This window comes from Salinimonas profundi, assembly GCF_014750655.1.
Classification (GTDB): domain Bacteria; phylum Pseudomonadota; class Gammaproteobacteria; order Enterobacterales; family Alteromonadaceae; genus Alteromonas; species Alteromonas profundi_A.
The window spans coordinates 282,115-300,827 of sequence record NZ_JABBXD010000002.1 but is presented as its reverse complement, the minus strand read 5'-3'; the positions used below and the strand labels follow the sequence as shown (position 1 = coordinate 300,827).

The window sequence follows — 18,713 nt, the reverse complement described above, 5'->3', positions numbered from 1 at the left end:
GGATTAAGATTTGACTGTGACGCAACTGAATTTTGAACAGCGGCTGGAAGCGCTGAGTGACAGCACATTTATTAACAGCCTGGCCCAGAGTCGTCGTGGCGTGGAAAGGGAAGCGCTTCGTATTGAAAAAGACGGGACGCTGTCGCAAAAGGGCCACCCTGAAGCATTGGGATCGGCCCTTACCCATGAATCGATAACTACCGATTTTTCAGAGTCACTGCTGGAGTTTATCACTCCGCCGGCCTTGCATGCCCAGACATCTATAGAGCAGCTTCAGGACATCCATAAATTTGTTTCTGATAACATCAGCGGCGAGCTGCTGTGGCCAATGAGTATGCCTTGTTTTATCGATGATGAAGACAGTATTCCTATTGCTAACTTTGGTGAGTCAAATGTTGGTAAAATGAAGCGTGTCTATCGTGTTGGATTGAAGAACCGGTATGGCAGTATGATGCAGGCCATTGCTGGCGTGCATTATAACTTCTCATTCTCCGAGAGCTTTTGGGCTCACTGGGCGGCGTTACACAAACAAGCACACACCAAAGAGCAAGTTGCTCAGGATTACTTTTCTCTGATAAGAAATTATCGAAGAACGTGCTGGCTTATCCCTTATTTGTTTGGTGCATCACCTGCGCTGTGCAGCTCGTTTTTAAATAATAAGTCTCACAAAATGAAGTTCGAGAAAGTCGGTAAAGGGACCTATTATCTGCCTTATGCAACGTCATTGAGAATGAGCGACTTAGGTTATACCAATGCAGAGCAGTCTGCGTTACAGATTTGCTATAACGAACTCGATAATTATGTGAGATTGCTCAGACAGGCGATGCAGACGCCGTCAACCCGATTTGCTAAATTTGCAGCGGGTGAAGAGGGGAACTGGCAGCAACTAAGCCACAATATTCTGCAAATAGAAAATGAGCTTTATTCTCCTATTCGTCCGAAACAGCCTACGTTGCCGTTGGAGAAACCCACTGATGCGCTGGTCAATCGTGGAGTAAGTTATGTAGAAATCCGGGCATTGGATTTGGACCCATTTTCACCAATGGGTATTTCAGCAGAGCAAATGGATTTTCTTGATGTTTATCTGCTTTGCTGTTTGATGATGCCCAGTGAATCATTGACGCCTGAAACCATTGCCGAAGCTCGCGAAAATATGGATGCCGTTGTGCTGGAAGGCCGTAATCCTGCGCTTTCGCTGAATGAAAACGGACAACCAGTAAAAATGCGTGACTGGGCAAAAACGTTGTTCGACAAGTTTGCATCTGTTGCTCGTCTGCTGGATAAGGCGAATGACACGGATAGATTTTCACGGGCAGTCGACGTGCAGTGGGAAAAAATATGTCATCCGGAGCAAACACCGTCCGGACAAATCATGTCAACACTATTGGCTGACAACGCCGATAACTCTGCTCTGGGGTTATTGTTAGCAAAAGAATACGCAGACACCTATCAAAAACTTGCCTATACTCATCACCGGGAAAGCGACTTCGCTGCACTGGCTCGCGCGTCTTTAAAGGCGCAGCAAGACATCGAAAGTGAAGATGATAAAGATTTTGAAACCTTTATTCGCGATTACTACGCTATGGAACAAGCATAAAAAAACGCCTGACAGGGCGTCAGGCGTAAAAACGTTCCAGGGAAACACACATTTTGCTAGAACATTAATTTGGACACCCGATGTTGAAAAAGTTCAAACGAGTTCACAGTTTTTTTTGGCCACTTGCCTTTCTATCAGTTTTTTTGACTGGCTGTGCTACCGCTCCCCCTAAAAACGCAAGCAATCTCTGCGACATTTTTTACGAAAAAGAAGACTGGTATGACGCAGCCGTCGATACCCGGGACAAGTGGGGCGTACCTATCCACGTGCCTATGGCAATGATGTATCAGGAAAGCTCATTCCGACATGATGCACTGCCCCCCAAAGATTATGTTTTTTTCGGACTCATTCCGTGGGGACGAGTAAGTTCGGCGTATGGTTATTCTCAGGCAAAGACAATTACCTGGGGAGACTATATTAAAGAAACCGGAAATAGCTGGGCCGACCGGGACGATTTTGATGATGCCATGGACTTTATGGGTTGGTTTATTTACAAGTCTTACAAAATCAATGGGTCTTCAAAATGGGACGCCTATAGCCAGTACCTGAACTATCACGAAGGGTGGGGAGGGTACAAAAGAAAGTCTTACAACCGGAAGCCCTGGCTGAAAAAGGTCGCAGCGAAAGTGAAGTCGCGCTCGCTTCGTTATGCTACTCAGCTTAAAAGCTGTCAGGAAGATCTTGATAAAAGCTGGTTCTGGAAACTGTTTTCTTAAAATGGTCGGACGGGTGCACCACACACCCGTCCAACACCGACGTTAAGCCAAGACCGTTAATCACCTAACGCCGAACAGGCAAATACAGGTTAGTGTAAATGAGAATTATTTGCAATAAAATATTGTGAAATGTTTTCTGTTTGATTATTGAACCGTGGCAGCAATGCTATTTTAGCTTAATTCGCAACCTGGCTCTTTGAGTACACGACGCCATCCGCCATCGCTTTTTGGTGTACTTACCATCTTTACAATCATGCATATTATTGATTTCGATCACTACGTCAGGGCCCATTCTCAAGCATACTTTATGGTGAAACACCTAAATGGAGAAACGTATGCTTGTATCAATGTTACATGATCCGGTTGTCTGGGGCTCATTGCTGGGAATAGGATTGATCATTGGTTTGATGGGCTATTATACCTACCTGATCATACACAATACCCGAGACGAAGAATAAGAGCTTGCAGCTTTCAACGAAAAGGATTGAAGGTTGGTTCGGCTGTCTCTACCAGAACCAGTAAGGCACCCTGGCCGCCGTGTTCCAAAGGCGCCTGATGAAATGCCATGACATGGGGATGCTGTATCAACAGATGAGGCAGGGCGCTTTTCAGTACGCCTGAGCCAATGCCATGAACAATCCCAACACAGTCGATAAGCTGTTTATGTGCCGTGTGAAGCAGAGCACTTAGCTCGTGCTTGGCAGCCTCACGATTCAACCCATGTAAATCAAGAATCAGTTCAGGATAGTGGTCACCGCGACGCAGTTGCTTAAGAAGATGGCTGGAAACGTCGTCACGACAATATCGCATTGGGCCAGATTCAGGCAGCGCTGCCTGGTACATATCGGAAAATGCAAACGAGGCTGTTACCTGTCGTTCTCGCCTGGTGCTTTTTGTATTGGTGCGCGACTTCGCTTTTAGTTTTTCCTGCCGGTCTGGCGCGACTTTATCCTGCTTCAGTGGCTTCACACTTCCAAATGCCTGACGAAACAGGTCGAAATCGTCGCTGTCCTGTTCCGGCTTTTTAATTGTCATGCACGAACTCTCCACCAATACCTCTGTAGCAGCTATCCCGACCGGGACCAGACCCAATTAAATTAGGCATGGGCGCGCCGCTTATTCTTGGGTATGATACCAGTTTTCCCCAATTGGATGTACCTGAGGCAGCATGACTGACAAGATTTATCTCGACGAAGCCATAAACGATTTGCATACCATACTTGATATGGTGCGCTGGTCAGTGAGCCGGTTTAATGATGCAGAGTTGTATTTCGGGCATGGTACAGATAATCCGTGGGATGAGGCTGTATCTCTTGTTCTGTATGGCCTGCACTTACCTCAGAGCATGCTTGCTCAGACCGGTGAAGGCCTTTTTGCTGCAAAGCTTACCAGAAGCGAGCGGGAAAAAGTCGCAGAACTCGTGCTCAAGCGTGTCCAAACCAGAATGCCGCTGCCTTATATTACTCACGAGGCATGGTTTTGTGGTCTGCCATTTTATGTTGATGAGCGTGTACTGATTCCCCGTTCTCCTTTCGCCGAGCTTATTCAAAAGCGCTTCAGCGATCATTTGTCAAAAGCACCTGCCATGATCCTGGATATGTGTACCGGAGGTGGGTGCATTGCCATTGCTTTAGCCTATGCATTTGAAGAAGCGCATGTCGATGCCGTGGACATTTCCTCCGACGCCCTGGCCGTGGCGGATGAGAATATACAGGAGCACCAGCTAAGTGACCGGGTTTATCCTATCGAGTCTGACCTGTTCAGCAACTTGCAGGGCCAGCGCTACGACTTGATCGTATCCAATCCGCCGTACGTTGATGCACAGGATATGGCGGACTTGCCCGAAGAGTATCACCATGAACCTGAGTTGGCTCTGGCTGCCGGCAACGATGGACTGGACCTTGTTGAGATTTTATTGAAACAAGGAGTCAATCATTTAAATGATGGCGGATGGATGTTCATTGAGGTAGGCAACAGCGAAGTACATATGGCACAGCGCTTTGCTGGTCTTGATGTTCAGTGGCTGACCTTTAAGCATGGTGGGCACGGTATTTTTGCCGTTCAAAAAGAGATATTGGTGGAATACTGGAATAAGCAGGCGGGGGAGTAATTTATGTCGGGAAACAGTTTCGGAAAGCTTTTTACGGTCACCACATTTGGTGAGAGCCATGGTATCGCAATAGGTGGTGTGGTTGATGGTTGCCCCCCCGGAATGACGTTGACTGAGTCTGACCTTCAGGTTGATCTCGATCGGCGGAAGCCGGGCACATCGCGCTACACGACAGCGCGTCGGGAAGATGATGCCGTACAGATTTTATCCGGTGTATTTGAAGGTAAAACAACCGGAACCAGCATTGGCCTGTTGATTAATAATAAAGATCAGCGTAGTCAGGATTACTCCAATATAAAGGACAGATTCCGGCCCGGACATGCTGACTATACCTATCAACAAAAATATGGGACACGTGATTATCGCGGCGGCGGTCGCTCGTCCGCCCGTGAAACCGCGGTTAGGGTTGCAGCCGGGGCAATAGCGAAAAAATACCTGGCGGAGGTGTTCGGTATTCAGATCCATGGCTATTTATCACAACTTGGCCCGGTAAAAATTGAGACGGTAGATCACAGCGTTACCAACACCAACCCCTTTTTCTGCCCCGATGAAAGCAAGCTGGACGCGTTAGATGAATACATGCGTGAGCTGAGAAAAAGTGGTGATTCAATTGGCGCAAAAGTTTCAGTCGTTGCGACCAATATGCCAGCAGGATGGGGAGAACCGGTGTTTGATCGCCTCGATGCGGACATTGCTGGTGCCATGATGGGCATCAATGCAGTAAAAGGTGTTGAAATTGGTGACGGCTTTGGCGTGATCGAGCAAAAAGGCAGCGAACACCGTGATCCCCTGACCCCGCAAGGATTTAGCTCCAACCATGCCGGTGGCGTGCTTGGAGGGATTTCAAGTGGCCAGGATCTGATTGTGCATATGGCACTCAAGCCTACCTCCAGTATATCGGTGCCCGGTAAAACCATCGACGTTGACGGTAACGAAATCGATATCGTGACAAAAGGACGTCACGATCCCTGTGTGGGGATCAGAGCGGTGCCTATTGCCGAAGCGATGCTGGCGATCACACTGATGGACCATTGTTTAAGACACAGAGCACAGAATCCTGTGTGTACCAGTCAAACACCTGATATCACTGCAAACAAATAACAGTGCCCACCTCTTTTATGTCGGGTGAGGGCAAAGCTCACACCCGAACTAATCTTATTTTACTGGCAGTAACTTACTGGCTGTACTTTGGCCAGTTGGGTGTCCTCGTTCCCTATCTGGGGATTTTTTTAGATGGCCGGGGCTTCAGCTCTGCCGATATTGGGAATCTGTTCGCGGTAATTACTCTGTCGCGCATAATTGGGCCATCGATATGGGCCGGCCTTGCTGATCGCACTGGTAAAGCGCTACAGATTCTGCGACTGGGCTGCTTTCTCAGTGCGCTATGCTTCAGCCTGGTATTTTTCGTATCCGGCTTTTGGGGATTGACGCTGGCGTTTGGTCTTATGATGATGTTCTGGACTGCAGTACTTCCGCAACTGGAAGTTATTACAATGAAGTCGGTCTCACAGACTAAAACCAGCTATGGGCAAATACGCTTATGGGGCAGTATCGGCTTTATTATTCTGACGGTTGGTGTTGGCAAGGGCCTGGATATTGCGTCCACGGAGCTACCGGTTTATGTCAGCCTGGTCATCCTTTTATTCCTATTTTTCAGTTCGCTTCTCATCACTCAGCCGTCACTTAAACTTAATCACAATGAAGCCTCAGGTAGTTTATGGCGTTATATCTCAACACGCCCTTTTTCGGTATTTATGCTCAGCGCGGTGCTTCTGCAAATTAGTTTTGGGCCTTATTACGGTTTTTTTGCTCTGTACATGCGCGACCTGAACTATTCAGGTCAGGAAACCGGTCTGCTTATTGCGCTTGGGGTGTTGGCTGAAGTCGGTATTTTTCTGATTGCGCAGCGACTTATCCGACAATTTGGCGTATGGATGCTGCTGATTGTGTGTTTATTACTGACCGCAGTGCGTTGGTACGCCTTGGCAGGGTGGGCTGATAGTGGCTGGGTGGTGGTGATTTCACAACTAATCCATGCTTTGAGTTTCGGCCTGAATCACGCTACATCAGTGCACTTTATTCATCATTACCTTCCAGCCCAATACCATGGACGCGGACAGGCCCTGTATATCGGGGTCGCGTTTGGATTTGGAGGGGCATTCGGTAACTTCGGCGCAGGCCAGTTATGGCAGGAAGGTACCAATAGTTTTACCACGTTTGCCATTGCTGCGCTAAGTTGTCTGGCTGGCGCGCTGGTGCTATTGTTAGTGCGGCCAAAACATATGGACAGCGGATACTGAGTGGTGAGGACTAAATGAAAAATTTTGCTCTGGGCAGCGTTATTTTTACTGCGATACTGATATCGTCCGTACCGGCGCGTGCCGCATCAAATTTATGGTTATTTAGCCTCAGTTATGACAATGATATGCCAAGCATTGAGCAGGCGCGTAAAATTACCGACACCGACTCATATACCAATCAACCTCATTTTTTCAGCGAAGGTCAGAAGCTGTACTATACTCAGCAGTTTGATGCAGGCTCTGCGTCACAAACGGACGTGATGGAATATAACCTGGTGAATCATTATCACCGTAATCTGACTTACACGGCCACCTCGGAATACTCACCAACGCCATTGCCCGATGCTGATGGCTTTTCTACAATACTGGTCGATAACCAGCAAAAGCAGTGGCTATGGTTGTTTGATGGGGGGAAAGGGCACAAATTCAGTGATTTGGAACCAATAGGCTATCATGTCTGGATAAACGATAATGAAGCACTGGTGTTTGTTCTGGGAGAGCCTCATACGCTGCAGCGCATCGGACGAGACAAACGACCAGTGGTACTGGATAAAAATATTGGTCCCAGCCTTTGGCAAATTCCTGATACCGGGCTTTTCAGCTATACCAAAAACCCTGAACCGGACAATCAACCCTGGACACTAATGAGCTATGACCCAGCTGTGAAGCAGTCAAGCTTACTGGTTACGCTACCCGAAAGCGCGTATTACATGGCGTGGACTCCGGGCGGTAAAGCACTGACTATGGTGGAAAATACCATCCTCGCCTGGGATTTTCGCGAGCCTGTGGTCAGTGAAATGCCCTCCCGCCAAACCACCGATACGGTGATGGCTACTGAGAATATAGCGCCGGCGTGGCAACCCTGGCTCGACATCTCAGCATATTGCTCGCAGGGCGCGAGCCGTTTGCATGTCAGTCATAAAGGTACGCACCTAGCGGTGGTCTGTGAGGAAGCAGACGTCAACTAGGCAACCTTCGCCTTATTCGTACACGCGGCGATTACTTCAATATCACCATTTTCCATCTCCTGCTCCAGTCTGACATTAAATTTCCAAAGCCGGTGCAGGTGACGCATTACTTCTTCTTTTGAGTCTGCCAGTGGAATACCATTTTGGGGGATGTATCGCAGTGTAAGCGAACGATCACCGCGAACATCGACATTGTATATCTGAATATTAGGTTCGTTGTTACTCAGGTTGTATTGTGCTGAGAGTTTTTCCTTTATTGCCCGGTAACCGGATTCATCATGAATGACGCTGACGCTGATAAACGGGTTTTGCTCATCATCTTCGACCGCGAACAATTTAAAGTCGCGTATCAGTTTGGGCGACAGAAACTGGCTGATAAAGCTTTCATCTTTAAAATTCTGCATGGCAAAGTGCACTGTTTCAAGCCAGTCTTTGCCCGCGATATCAGGTAAATAGTGACGATCTTCATCGGTAGGATTCTGGCAAACCCGTTTAATATCCATAAACATGTTAAAACCCAGCGCGTAAGGATTAATACCAGAATAGTAGGGGCTGTTATACTCTGGTTGCATTACAACACTGGTATGACTGTGTAAAAACTCCATCATGAAGCGGTCAGTCACCAGACCATCATCATACAGCTGCGTTAAAATGTGATAGTGCCAGAAGCATGCCCATCCCTCGTTCATGACCTGAGTCTGTTTTTGTGGATAAAAATACTGTGAAACCTTTCTGACAATGCGTACCAGTTCACGCTGCCATGACTCCAGTAAAGGCGCGTTTTTCTCTATAAAATAAAGCAGATTTTCCTGCGGTTCCTCCGGAAAGCGGACCGCTTGGGGCGTTGCAGTGGCTTTGTTGTCCGGCAATGTTCGCCATAGCTCGTTGACCTGTGACTGCAGATATTTTTCTCGCTGCTTCTGACGATTTCGTTCTTCCTGTAACGAAATCTTTTGCGGCCGTTTATAGCGATCCACGCCATAATTCATCAGGGCATGGCAGGAATCAAGAATATCCTCCACTTCTTTTTCACCGTGTTTTTGCTCACACTTAGAAATATAATTTTTGGCAAAGACCAGATAATCGATAATGGAATCAGCATCTGTCCATGTCTGAAAAAGATAATTGCCTTTGAAAAAGGAGTTGTGGCCATAACAGGCATGCGCCATGACCAGTGCCTGCATGGTGATGGTATTTTCTTCCATCAGATACGCAATGCAGGGGTTGGAGTTTATGACGATTTCGTAGGCCAGACCCATTTGGCCGCGACGATATTGTTGTTCGGTCTGAATAAACTTTTTGCCAAATGACCAATGAGTATAATTAATCGGCATACCGATGCTGGCATAGGCATCCATCATCTGCTCAGCGGTAATAACCTCAATCTGGTTAGGATAGATGTCCAGACGAAAGTCTTTAGCAATCCTGTCAATATGCTGTTCGTACTGTTCAATTAATTCAAAGGTCCAGTCTGGCCCGTCACTCAACGGGGCAGAGTATTTTTGCTCAGCACTTCCCATATCAGGCTCCTGATTCTGCCGCGTGTTCAGCGCGTGAAAACAATTCGCGAAAAACGGGATAGATATCGGATACTGACTGCACATGTTTACAGACAAAGTTGTCAGATACCGCTTCTACCCCCTGATACTCACGCCATAAACTCTGATGCTGACGCTCTGTTATCTCAATGTATGCAAAGTAGCGGGTTACAGGCAGCAAACTGTTCAATAGCAAGTCTTTGCAATAGGGTGAGTCATCGGCCCAGTTGTCACCGTCTGAAGCCTGCGCTGCGTATATATTCCAGTTAGCGTCACTGTAACGCGCTTTGACTATGTCATCCATCAGCCTCAAGGCACTCGAAACTATCGTTCCTCCGGTTTCCTGAGAGTAAAAGAACTCATGTTCATCCACTTCCTTGGCTTGCGTGTGATGACGAATGTATACCACCTCAACATTTTCATAGGTACGGGTTAGGAAAAGATACAGCAGGATGTAGAATCGTTTCGCCATGTCTTTGGTCGCTTGATCCATAGAACCGGAGACATCCATCAGGCAAAACATCACCGCTTTACTGGTTGGCACGGGACGCTTGTCATAATTTTTAAAGCGCAGATCAAAGGTATCAATAAAAGGCACGCCAGCGATCTTTTTGCGTAATGCCTCGATGTCTTTTTCAAGGGCAATAATTGCCAGCGTATTTTCGTGTTTATCACTTTTAAGTGCGGCCAGTTCTTCCTCAAGTTCCCGCAGTTTTTTACGATCAGCCCCAGTCAGCGCGATACGTCTTGCCACGGAGCCTTTAAGTGAACGAACGATATCAAGGTTGCTGGGGACGCCATCAGTCTGGTACCCGGCCCGGTAAGTCTCGTAATCGACGACTTTATCGAACTGGGTTTTCTGAAGGTTAGGCAGTGCCAGGTCATCGAAAAGTAAATCGAGATACTCGTCTTTGGAAATAGAAAAGACAAAATCATCCTCGCCTTCTCCTTTATCGCTGGCTTCACCGTCACCGGGCCCCCCCTGTCCCTGTGGCGGCCGGTCGATGCGGTCGCCGGTAACAAACTGATCGTTTCCCGGATGTACAGCTTCACGTCGACCGCCTTTACCAGTGTGAAATACGGGCTCAGAGATATCCCGGGTCGGGATACTTATCTGCTCGCCGCTTTCCAAATCGGTCACGGAACGACTTCCTACTGCATCGGATACCGCTTTTTTAATCTGCTGTTTGTAGCGACGCAGAAAGCGTTGACGATTGACGGTGCTCTTCCCTTTGCTGTTTAATCGCCGGTCTATAAAATGCGCCATAAGCACCTACTCTGACTGCAGACAAAGAACATATTGCTAAGACGCTTTACGCACTCTTAGATACCATTCGCACAACAAGCGTACCTGCTTCTGCGTATAGCCTTTCTCTGTCATGCGATTAACAAAATCATCATGTTTTTTCTTATCTTCGGTTGAGCCCTTGGTGTTAAACGAGATAACAGGCAGCAAATCTTCTGTGTTTGAGAACATTTTTTTCTCGATTACAGTGCGAAGCTTTTCGTAGCTGGTCCAGGCTGGATTCTTGCCACCATTATTGGCGCGAGCGCGCAGTACGAAGTTGACAATCTCGTTACGAAAATCTTTTGGATTACTGATTCCTGCTGGCTTCTCTGTTTTTTCAAGCTCAGCATTAAGCGACTCACGGTCAAACAGTTGTCCGGTTTCCGGATCTCTGTATTCCTGATCCTGAATCCAGAAGTCGGCATAGGTGACATAGCGGTCAAACAGGTTCTGACCATATTCAGAATAAGATTCCAGATAGGCTGTCTGAATTTCCTTACCAATAAACTCTACGTATCGGGGGATCAGATAGCCTTTCAGAAACTCCCGATAACGGTCGGCGGTTTCCTGCGGGAATTGTTCACGCTCAATTTGTCGTTCCAGCACATAAAACAGATGTACCGGGTTGGCGGCAACCTCCTGATGATCAAAATTAAATACCCGCGATAAAATCTTAAATGCAAAACGCGTGGACAAACCTTCCATCCCCTCATCTACACCGGCATAATCGCGGTATTCCTGATAGGACTTGGCTTTGGGATCAGTATCTTTCAGGCTCTCGCCATCATACACCCGCATCTTTGAGTAAATACTGGAGTTTTCCGGTGATTTGAGGCGTGACAACACCGTGAACTGCGCCAGGCATTCCAGTGTGTCGGGCGCGCATGGTGCGCCGTTCAGTTCGCTGTGATCAAGTAACTTACGATAGATTTTCATCTCTTCGGTCACGCGCAGACAATAAGGCACTTTGACGATGTAAACCCGGTCAAGAAAAGCCTCGTTGTTTTTATTATTGCGGAATGTCTGCCATTCAGACTCATTAGAGTGGGCCAGAATTAAGCCATCGAAGGGGAGGGCAGAGAACCCCTCTGTAGGATTATAGTTTCCTTCCTGGGTGGCTGTTAACAGTGGATGAAGCACTTTAATCGGCGCTTTGAACATCTCCACAAACTCCATCAGGCCCTGGTTGGCTTTACATAACGAGCCGGAGTAACTGTAGGCATCGGGATCATTTTGCGCATATTGCTCGAGTCGACGAATATCAACTTTCCCCACGAGTGAAGAAATGTCCTGATTGTTTTCGTCGCCCGGCTCCGTTTTCGCAATCGCAGTCTGATCAAGAATAGACGGATAAACCCGCACCACTTTAAATTGGGTAATGTCGCCACCTGCTTCATGCAGACGTTTTCTGACCCAGGGCGACATAATGGTTTTCAGATAACGTTTGGGGATGCCGTATTCCTGCTCAAGAATATTGCCATCTTCATTAATATCGAACAGGCAGAAAGGATGGTCATTCACCGGCGAGCCTTTGAGCATGTAGATAGGCACTTTTTGCATGAGCTCTTTTAAGCGTTCCGCCAGCGATGATTTGCCGCCACCCACCGGGCCAAGCAAATACAGAATTTGCTTTTTCTCTTCCAGGCCTTGTGCAGCGTGACGAAGATAAGAAACAATCTGTTCGATGGATTCTTCCATACCGTAAAACTCGCTAAACGCGGGATACCTGGCAATGATACGGTTAGAGAAAAGACGGCTGAGAGCCGGGTCGTTAGATGTGTTAATCATTTCAGGCTCACCAATGGCCTGAAGCAAACGCTCTGCGGAGTTGGCGTAAGCCATCGGATCGGACTTACATATCTCCAGAAACTCCTGAATAGTAAATTCTTCCTGCTTTCTCTCTTCGTAGCGTTGTTGGTAATGTTCGAAAATACCCATGAGTACCTCTAAGTCAGAAAACGGCTCCCCATACTTTCAGCTTAGTCGGTATTTCTAAAATCGAAATTTTTTTTGAATTTTTTTAGGAATAGGCAGAAAAGAAATGTTCTATGAAAAACTGAACTTTTTTTAAACAATAAAAGTCAATTATTAAACGTTTTACATAGTTTTTTAGATATATAAAAGCCCGCTCAAGGGCGGGCTTGCGGTAACAAGATAATGAATTAGCTTATTTAGCGAAGTTATCTGCTACAAAATTCCAGTTTACAACAGCCCAGAAGTTTTCCAGGTATTTTGGACGCGCGTTACGATAATCAATGTAGTAAGCGTGTTCCCAAACATCCGCGGTTAGCAGCGGTGTATGTTCGTTGCCGGAAATCGGGGTTTCCGCATCATCAGTGTTGACGATATCAAGAGAACCGTCTGATGTTTTAACCAGCCATGTCCAGCCAGAGCCGAAGTTACCGGTAGCTTTATCGTTGAATGCAGCCTGGAAGTCAGCGAACGATCCCCATTTTGCATTAATTGCGTCGGCCAGATCACCGCTTGGCTCACCGCCGCCGTTCGGGCTCAGACCATTCCAGTAAAACGTATGGTTCCATACCTGCGCAGCGTTGTTAAACAAGCCGCCGCTTGAAGATTTGATGATCTCCTCCAGGCTCTTGTTTTCGTTTTCTGTACCTTCAACCAGGCCGTTCAGCTTGGATACGTATGTTGCATGGTGTTTACCATAGTGGTATTCCAGCGTCTCAGCAGAAATATGAGGTTCCAGTGCATTCTTTTCATAGGGTAATGCTGGTAATTCAAAAGCCATTACGAGTCTCCATGTTGGTGAAAATGTTTGCTGGTCAGCAGATGGGTATGTTTACGCCTCACGCCACCAACCTGCAACGGTCTTAACTAACCAAAAATATAAGGGCGAATTTCGATAACCCAATGACAAAATTATGAATTTTCTCAAATTCGGTGTCGGTTGCGCTGCCAGTGGTGAAAGGGTTATTCGCTCAATATGATTCTCATAGGCCGCACATATCCTTTCAGATCACATGCTGATGCGCATTTCATAAAAAGTTACCACCGCAGGCCCGCTATGATGCGCGCCGCTGGTTATGTTATGATCAAGCATCTTGAAAGACTGACCCGTTATGCCCATATACTCAGGCAAACGTGACCGAAAGCGAGGATTTAATGGAAGGTACAACCCCTGAATCAACAGTTGATAAAATTAAAGAACAAATAGCAGAGAATCCGATTCTGCTTTATATGAAAGGCTCGCCCAAGTTGCCGAGTTGTGGCTTTTCAGCGCAGGCGGTGCAGGCGCTGATGTCTTGCGGTGAGCAATTTGCGTATGTTGATATTCTGCAAAATCCGGATATTCGCGCTGAGTTGCCTAAATACGCTAACTGGCCAACATTCCCACAATTATGGGTAGAAGGTGAGCTGGTAGGCGGCTGCGATATCATTATTGAAATGTTCCAGCAAAATGAGCTACAGCCACTGATAAAAGAAGCGGCTGAAAAGCAAAAAAGCGAAGAGTGAAAAAAGGACCCGGCTGATGCCGGGTTTTTAATGAAGTGAAGAACGGGAGATTCACTTAAATTCGTTGGCGTAACACTGCCAATATCTACATAGACAAGTCAGAAATTAAAATCCTCCATGCCCGAAAAATAAATAATTTTTTTTGCATGAATTGTTTGTTTTCCCACCATTTACTGTTTATAACCGAAGACGCAGGTTTGAATTTTAGCCTGTAACAACAAGTGAAACGTCATCTTTTTGCGCCTGAAAATAATAACGATGCCTGACGAGGCCGCATTAAGAAAAAAATGTTCTTCGGGGAAACTTATGAAAACAACTTTGTCACCACTGGCAAAACAACTTCGTTCTGTCTTTGCAGCATCCGCTGCGATTTCACTCTTATCATTTAATACAGCCATGGCTCAGGAGCAAACAGAGCAAAGCGCTCAGGAAGCACCTGAAGATGTCGAACAAATTGCGGTTGTAGGTACACGTGCAGCGCCGCGTTCAGTGGGAGAATCACCGGTTCCCATTGATATTATCTCTGATGAAGAATTCAAAAATCAGGGGTCCACTGATATGGTCTCTATGCTGCAGACCGTCGTGCCATCTTTCAACGTTAATGAACAGCCCATCAATGATGCGTCGACGCTGGTACGTCCGGCTAACTTGCGGGGCATGGCCTCTGACCACACACTGGTGCTGGTTAATGGTAAACGTCGCCACCGCTCAGCGGTAATCACGTTTTTGGGCGGGGGGCTGTCAGATGGTGCACAAGGCCCGGATATTTCTGTTATTCCCGCATTTGCACTTAAGCAGGTAGAAGTTCTGCGTGATGGTGCTGCAGCACAGTATGGTTCGGATGCAATTGCCGGGGTGGTTAACTTTGTGCTTAAAGATGCCTCGGAAGGCGGTGTTGCTGAAGCGCGTTACGGCTCTTACTATGAAGGCGACGGTGAGATGATGCAGGTTTCCGGTAATATCGGCCTGCCTTTAGGCGACGATGGCTTTGCCAACTTCACTGCCGAATACCGTACCGCTGATCCTACCTCTCGCAGCGTACAGCGAGATGATGCAGCAGCACTGATTGCAGCGGGCAATACCTTTGTGGCTGATCCTGCTCAAGTCTGGGGTAACCCGGAAATCAAAGACGATATTAAGCTGTTTGCCAACCTGGGTATGGAGCTAAGTAATTCTTCTGAAGCTTATTTGTTTGGTAACTACGCAGAGCGTGAAGTTGAAGGCGGATTCTACTATCGTAATCCACATACCCGTGGTGGTGTGAACGATGGTGGTGTGGATGCTGACGGTACCCCATTACTGCTGGTCGGAGACTTAGATGGGGTTGGTACGGGTGTTCAGTGCCCCACGGTCAGAATCAGTGATGGCAATGTTCTGGATGATGCAGACTACGGTCTGATTGCTGACAACAGCACGGCTGTTGGCGCTAACTGTTTCGCATTTAATGAGTTGTTCCCGGGTGGCTTTACACCGCGCTTTGGTGGCACCATCACCGATATGTCACTGGTATTCGGAACCAAGGGTGAGCTGGCTAATGAAATTGGCTATGACGTAAGTGTCAACCTTGGTCAGAATGAAGTCGATTTTGCCATATCAAATACGGTTAACCCTTCGTTAGGGCCGGCTACGCCGACTTCCTTTAAACCTGGCCGATATACACAGTCTGAGCAAACCTTTGATCTCGGTCTGACCAAGCCAATTGATATTGGTATGGCTGATCCGTTGTTTTTAGCAGGTGGTTTTCAATACCGTCATGAATCTTATGAAAGCTTCGCGGGCGACACCGCATCGTATGAAATCGGTCCGCTGGCATCACAAGGCTTTGGTATCGGTTCAAACGGCTTTCCGGGTTTATCTGCACGCAGTCAGGGTGAAGCATCTCGCCACAATATAGCTTTCTATCTGGATGCTGAAATGTATCTGACAGAGAGTTTCCTGGTTGCCGGTGCAGTACGTTACGAAGACTTCTCTGACTTTGGTGACACAACCAAAGGTAAAATTTCTGCCCGCTGGCAGCTTACAGATACTTTCGCACTTCGAGGCGCGTTCTCGACCGGCTTCAAGGCACCGACTATCGGTCAGACTAACGTACGTAACGTCACTACCGCGTTTGGTACGGATGGCGAGTTGATTGACCGTGCGACTCTGCCACCGACGGATCCGATTTCCGTGCAAAAAGGCGGTACCGTGCTAACCCCAGAAGAATCTGAAAGCTTAAGCTTCGGTGTGGTGGCAAACTTTGATAACGGTTTGTTCTTTACTGCCGATTATTACAACATCGAGCTGACAGATCGAATCAGTACAACGTCGGGAATCAAGTTAACCGAGGAAGACATTGCGGCGCTTCTAGCCCAGGGTGTCAGTGACGCATCAAGCTTCTCTGAGGTTAGTTTCTTTACCAATGACTTCGACACCACAACAGAAGGTGTGGATGTGGTAGCAAACTACAGCCACGAGATGTTTGGCGGCGATACCAAATACTCGCTGGCTTATAACTGGACATCGACTGAAGTTGATGAGGCGTCAGATAATATCTCTGCAGAGCGTATCCGCATGCTGGAAGATAACCTGCCGTCGACACGCTGGAGTCTTACTACCACGCATACTAATGAAAACTGGCGACTGCTGGGCCGTCTGAATTATTTTGGCAGCATCTATGAGGATCACCTTGACTCAGGTTTGCCAATTGAAGATATCAGCAGTGAGATTACGTTGGATTTGGAAGTGGGGTATTACATCGGTGAAAGCATTCAGCTGGTGGCTGGCGCGAAAAACGCGTTGGACGAGTATCCTGATGAGAACGTACTGTATGATACAGAGGTGGCAGGTGCGGCTTATCCGGTAACCTCTCCCATAGGTATCAACGGTGGGTTTTACTACGCACGCGCTATTTATACTTTCTAGCGTCTGAAGAGGGGCCAATGGCCCCTCTTTACACTCTACCCCGGCAATTTTAACTGGTTACCAGGTGACATTGTTCAACAGCTGCTGCACTATGTCTGCTATGGGGAAAATCTTTTTATTCAGCCTGCATAGAAAGTAACAGGCGCAGGTTATTTTAAACGACGTAATATCGGCACATGTCAGATAAATCCACTCTTGCAGATACATTCATCAAATATCGCGGAAAGCTGATGCGAGCGGTAAGCTCCATTGTGAATCCTGATGATATAGAAGATATCGTGCAGGAAGCGTTCATCAAAAGCTACGAAGCGCAACTGAATCAGGATATTCAGTATGAGCGCACTTACATGCTGCAGACAGTCAGAAATCTGGCGTTAAATCACATTTCCAGTGCCGCCAGCACACTCAACGATCCTATCGAAAATATGGATGCGTTACCCTACGATTTAGTAGGTCATACATTAGAAAAGCATGTTGAGGGTAAAGAGCGTTTCATTCATTTTTGTCGGGCAACGACGACGTTGTCACCCGATGTAAAACGCGTGTTTTTGCTTAAAAAAAATATATGGAATGAAGCAAAAGGAAATTGCAGAACTGGTAGGGCTTAGCGAAAGCACGGTAGAGAAGCATGTCGCAAAAGGTCTGCTGATGTGTTCAAAGTATATGGCTACACTCGATGATAAAACAGACTCAGTGGTAGATAGCCGTTCAGGTCAGGATGTTCGAAGTCAATGAACAATATCAGTCACTTTACCAGCAAAGACGAGATTTATGAGCAGGCATCATTGTGGATAAGCCGTATTGACCGCGGTTTGTCAGAAGATGAGAAAAAGGCGCTCACCCAGTGGCTGAACGCCAGCCAGGGGCATCGTCGGATTTTATTTGAACTGGCCGGCACGTGGGATGATATGAGTGTGCTGAGCGAATTGCAGTCACTCAATCCGGCAATGTCAGCGCGCCCCACCAAGTCAGTTCGACGTCATTTATATCGAAGCCGTCATGCCATAGCGGCTTCATTTGTTGTTCTGGGATTATGCCTTACCTTATTTGGGATTACGCCTTGGTTAACCAACGACGCTACTCGGCCTGCGCACGCCGTTCAACGTGTTGCTACGGCTATTGGTGAGCAGCGCGATATAAAGTTAGCCGACGGTACATTAGTTCAGCTTAATACCAATAGCATTATTCAGGCCGATTTCAGTGGTAACGTACGACGGGTTACGCTTAAACAGGGCGAAGCTCACTTCACTGTTGCCCATGATCACTATCGGCCTTTCATTGTGCAGGCTGCAAACAATACAGTTACTGCCATTGGAACGGCATTTAATATGCAGCTTACCGATGAAGATGGTTTTGAGTTGGTGGTGACAGAGGGCAAGGTGCTGGTGAGGGATTTACTCAGTACCGAACAAGCCAGTGATGCGACCGCTCTCATTAACCCGGATATTCAGCATGACAAGAAGCTGCTGGTTTCCGGCGAAAAAGCAACGGTAAAAGGCGATATCAGTGCACGGCTAAAGCTTAAACCTGACGTGATGCAACAAGACCTGGCGTGGCAGCAGGGTATGATTGTGTTTACCGGTGAACCGCTGGATGTGGCGCTTAAGGAGATCGGCCGCTATACGCCTGTCACCTTTAAAATCACAGATGAAAGCTTGCTGGACAAGCGCGTGGCCGGATATTTTAAAGTGGGTGATATCAGCGGACTATTGGCCGCTTTGAAAAACAGTTTTAATATTGTTCACAAGCGTGGCGATGGATTGGTGATCGAACTTTATCAGGCAACAACGGGCGAGCAGGGCAGTTAAACGGCAA

The 18,713-nt window shown here is 47.3% G+C and carries 15 protein-coding genes and 1 pseudogene; 11 read left to right on the top strand and 5 right to left on the bottom strand.

What is annotated here, in order from left to right:
• The first annotated feature begins 10 nt into the window (after window positions 1–10).
• The 3 genes from gshA to HHX48_RS18925 all read left to right on the top strand — a co-directional run bounded on the left by gshA (window position 11) and on the right by HHX48_RS18925 (window position 2,771).
• A complete protein-coding gene (gene gshA, locus HHX48_RS05770; RefSeq protein ID WP_191023108.1) occupies window positions 11–1,597 on the top strand; it encodes a glutamate--cysteine ligase in 1,587 nt (528 codons plus the stop codon).
• Window positions 1,598–1,677: 80 nt separating this feature from the next.
• Complete coding sequence (locus HHX48_RS05765; protein ID WP_191023107.1) at window positions 1,678–2,313, top strand: transglycosylase SLT domain-containing protein; 636 nt, start codon at window positions 1,678–1,680, stop codon at window positions 2,311–2,313.
• A 335-nt stretch (window positions 2,314–2,648) separates the two neighbouring features.
• Window positions 2,649–2,771, top strand: coding sequence for a hypothetical protein (locus tag HHX48_RS18925; protein WP_263406918.1), 123 nt, complete (start codon window positions 2,649–2,651; stop codon window positions 2,769–2,771).
• A 13-nt stretch (window positions 2,772–2,784) separates the two neighbouring features.
• Here HHX48_RS18925 and smrB read toward each other — a convergent pair whose 3' ends face one another.
• On the bottom strand, window positions 2,785–3,348 hold the full coding sequence (gene smrB, locus HHX48_RS05760) for an endonuclease SmrB (protein ID WP_191023105.1): 564 nt from the start codon (window positions 3,346–3,348) through the stop codon (window positions 2,785–2,787).
• A 133-nt stretch (window positions 3,349–3,481) separates the two neighbouring features.
• On the opposite strand from smrB, the gene prmB reads away from it, so the two are divergent.
• The 4 genes from prmB to HHX48_RS05740 are packed head-to-tail and all read left to right on the top strand — an operon-like array spanning window position 3,482 to window position 7,691.
• Window positions 3,482–4,423 (top strand): 50S ribosomal protein L3 N(5)-glutamine methyltransferase, encoded by a 942-nt coding sequence (prmB, locus tag HHX48_RS05755; RefSeq protein ID WP_191023103.1) that lies wholly within the window; start codon window positions 3,482–3,484, stop codon window positions 4,421–4,423.
• A 3-nt stretch (window positions 4,424–4,426) separates the two neighbouring features.
• A complete protein-coding gene (gene aroC / locus HHX48_RS05750) occupies window positions 4,427–5,524 on the top strand; it encodes a chorismate synthase (protein WP_191023101.1) in 1,098 nt (365 codons plus the stop codon).
• Between the two features lie 17 nt (window positions 5,525–5,541).
• Window positions 5,542–6,723: an MFS transporter gene (locus tag HHX48_RS05745; protein WP_191023679.1), complete on the top strand. Its 1,182-nt coding sequence runs from the start codon at window positions 5,542–5,544 to the stop codon at window positions 6,721–6,723.
• A gap of 14 nt (window positions 6,724–6,737) precedes the next feature.
• On the top strand, window positions 6,738–7,691 hold the full coding sequence (locus HHX48_RS05740; RefSeq protein ID WP_191023099.1) for a hypothetical protein: 954 nt from the start codon (window positions 6,738–6,740) through the stop codon (window positions 7,689–7,691).
• Here HHX48_RS05740 and HHX48_RS05735 read toward each other — a convergent pair.
• From HHX48_RS05735 to HHX48_RS05720, 4 genes are all read right to left on the bottom strand, one after another.
• The gene (locus HHX48_RS05735) at window positions 7,688–9,211 is read right to left on the bottom strand and encodes a SpoVR family protein (RefSeq protein WP_191023098.1); all 1,524 of its coding nucleotides are present in this window, start codon (window positions 9,209–9,211) and stop codon (window positions 7,688–7,690) included. The genes HHX48_RS05740 and HHX48_RS05735 overlap by 4 nt on opposite strands.
• Window position 9,212: 1 nt before the next feature.
• Window positions 9,213–10,496 carry a YeaH/YhbH family protein gene (locus HHX48_RS05730; protein ID WP_191023096.1) on the bottom strand — a complete coding sequence of 428 codons (1,284 nt, stop codon included), beginning with the start codon at window positions 10,494–10,496 and terminating at the stop codon, window positions 9,213–9,215.
• Between the two features lie 36 nt (window positions 10,497–10,532).
• Window positions 10,533–12,455 (bottom strand): PrkA family serine protein kinase, encoded by a 1,923-nt coding sequence (locus HHX48_RS05725; protein WP_191023094.1) that lies wholly within the window; start codon window positions 12,453–12,455, stop codon window positions 10,533–10,535.
• A gap of 229 nt (window positions 12,456–12,684) precedes the next feature.
• A complete protein-coding gene (locus tag HHX48_RS05720; RefSeq protein WP_191023091.1) occupies window positions 12,685–13,269 on the bottom strand; it encodes a superoxide dismutase in 585 nt (194 codons plus the stop codon).
• Between the two features lie 374 nt (window positions 13,270–13,643).
• Here HHX48_RS05720 and HHX48_RS05715 point away from each other — a divergent pair, with 374 nt between their 5' ends.
• The 4 genes and pseudogenes from HHX48_RS05715 (at window position 13,644) to HHX48_RS05700 (ending at window position 18,706) form a co-directional block, all read left to right on the top strand.
• Entirely contained in the window at window positions 13,644–13,994 is a 351-nt protein-coding gene (locus tag HHX48_RS05715) for a Grx4 family monothiol glutaredoxin (RefSeq protein WP_191023677.1), read from the top strand.
• 306 nt (window positions 13,995–14,300) lie between these two features.
• Complete coding sequence (locus HHX48_RS05710) at window positions 14,301–16,898, top strand: TonB-dependent receptor plug domain-containing protein (RefSeq protein WP_191023089.1); 2,598 nt, start codon at window positions 14,301–14,303, stop codon at window positions 16,896–16,898.
• A 176-nt stretch (window positions 16,899–17,074) separates the two neighbouring features.
• Window positions 17,075–17,633: pseudogene (locus HHX48_RS05705) on the top strand (RNA polymerase sigma factor).
• Window positions 17,630–18,706: a FecR family protein gene (locus HHX48_RS05700; protein ID WP_191023087.1), complete on the top strand. Its 1,077-nt coding sequence runs from the start codon at window positions 17,630–17,632 to the stop codon at window positions 18,704–18,706. The pseudogene HHX48_RS05705 and the gene HHX48_RS05700 overlap by 4 nt, the downstream one beginning before the upstream one ends.
• Window positions 18,707–18,713 lie beyond the last annotated feature (7 nt).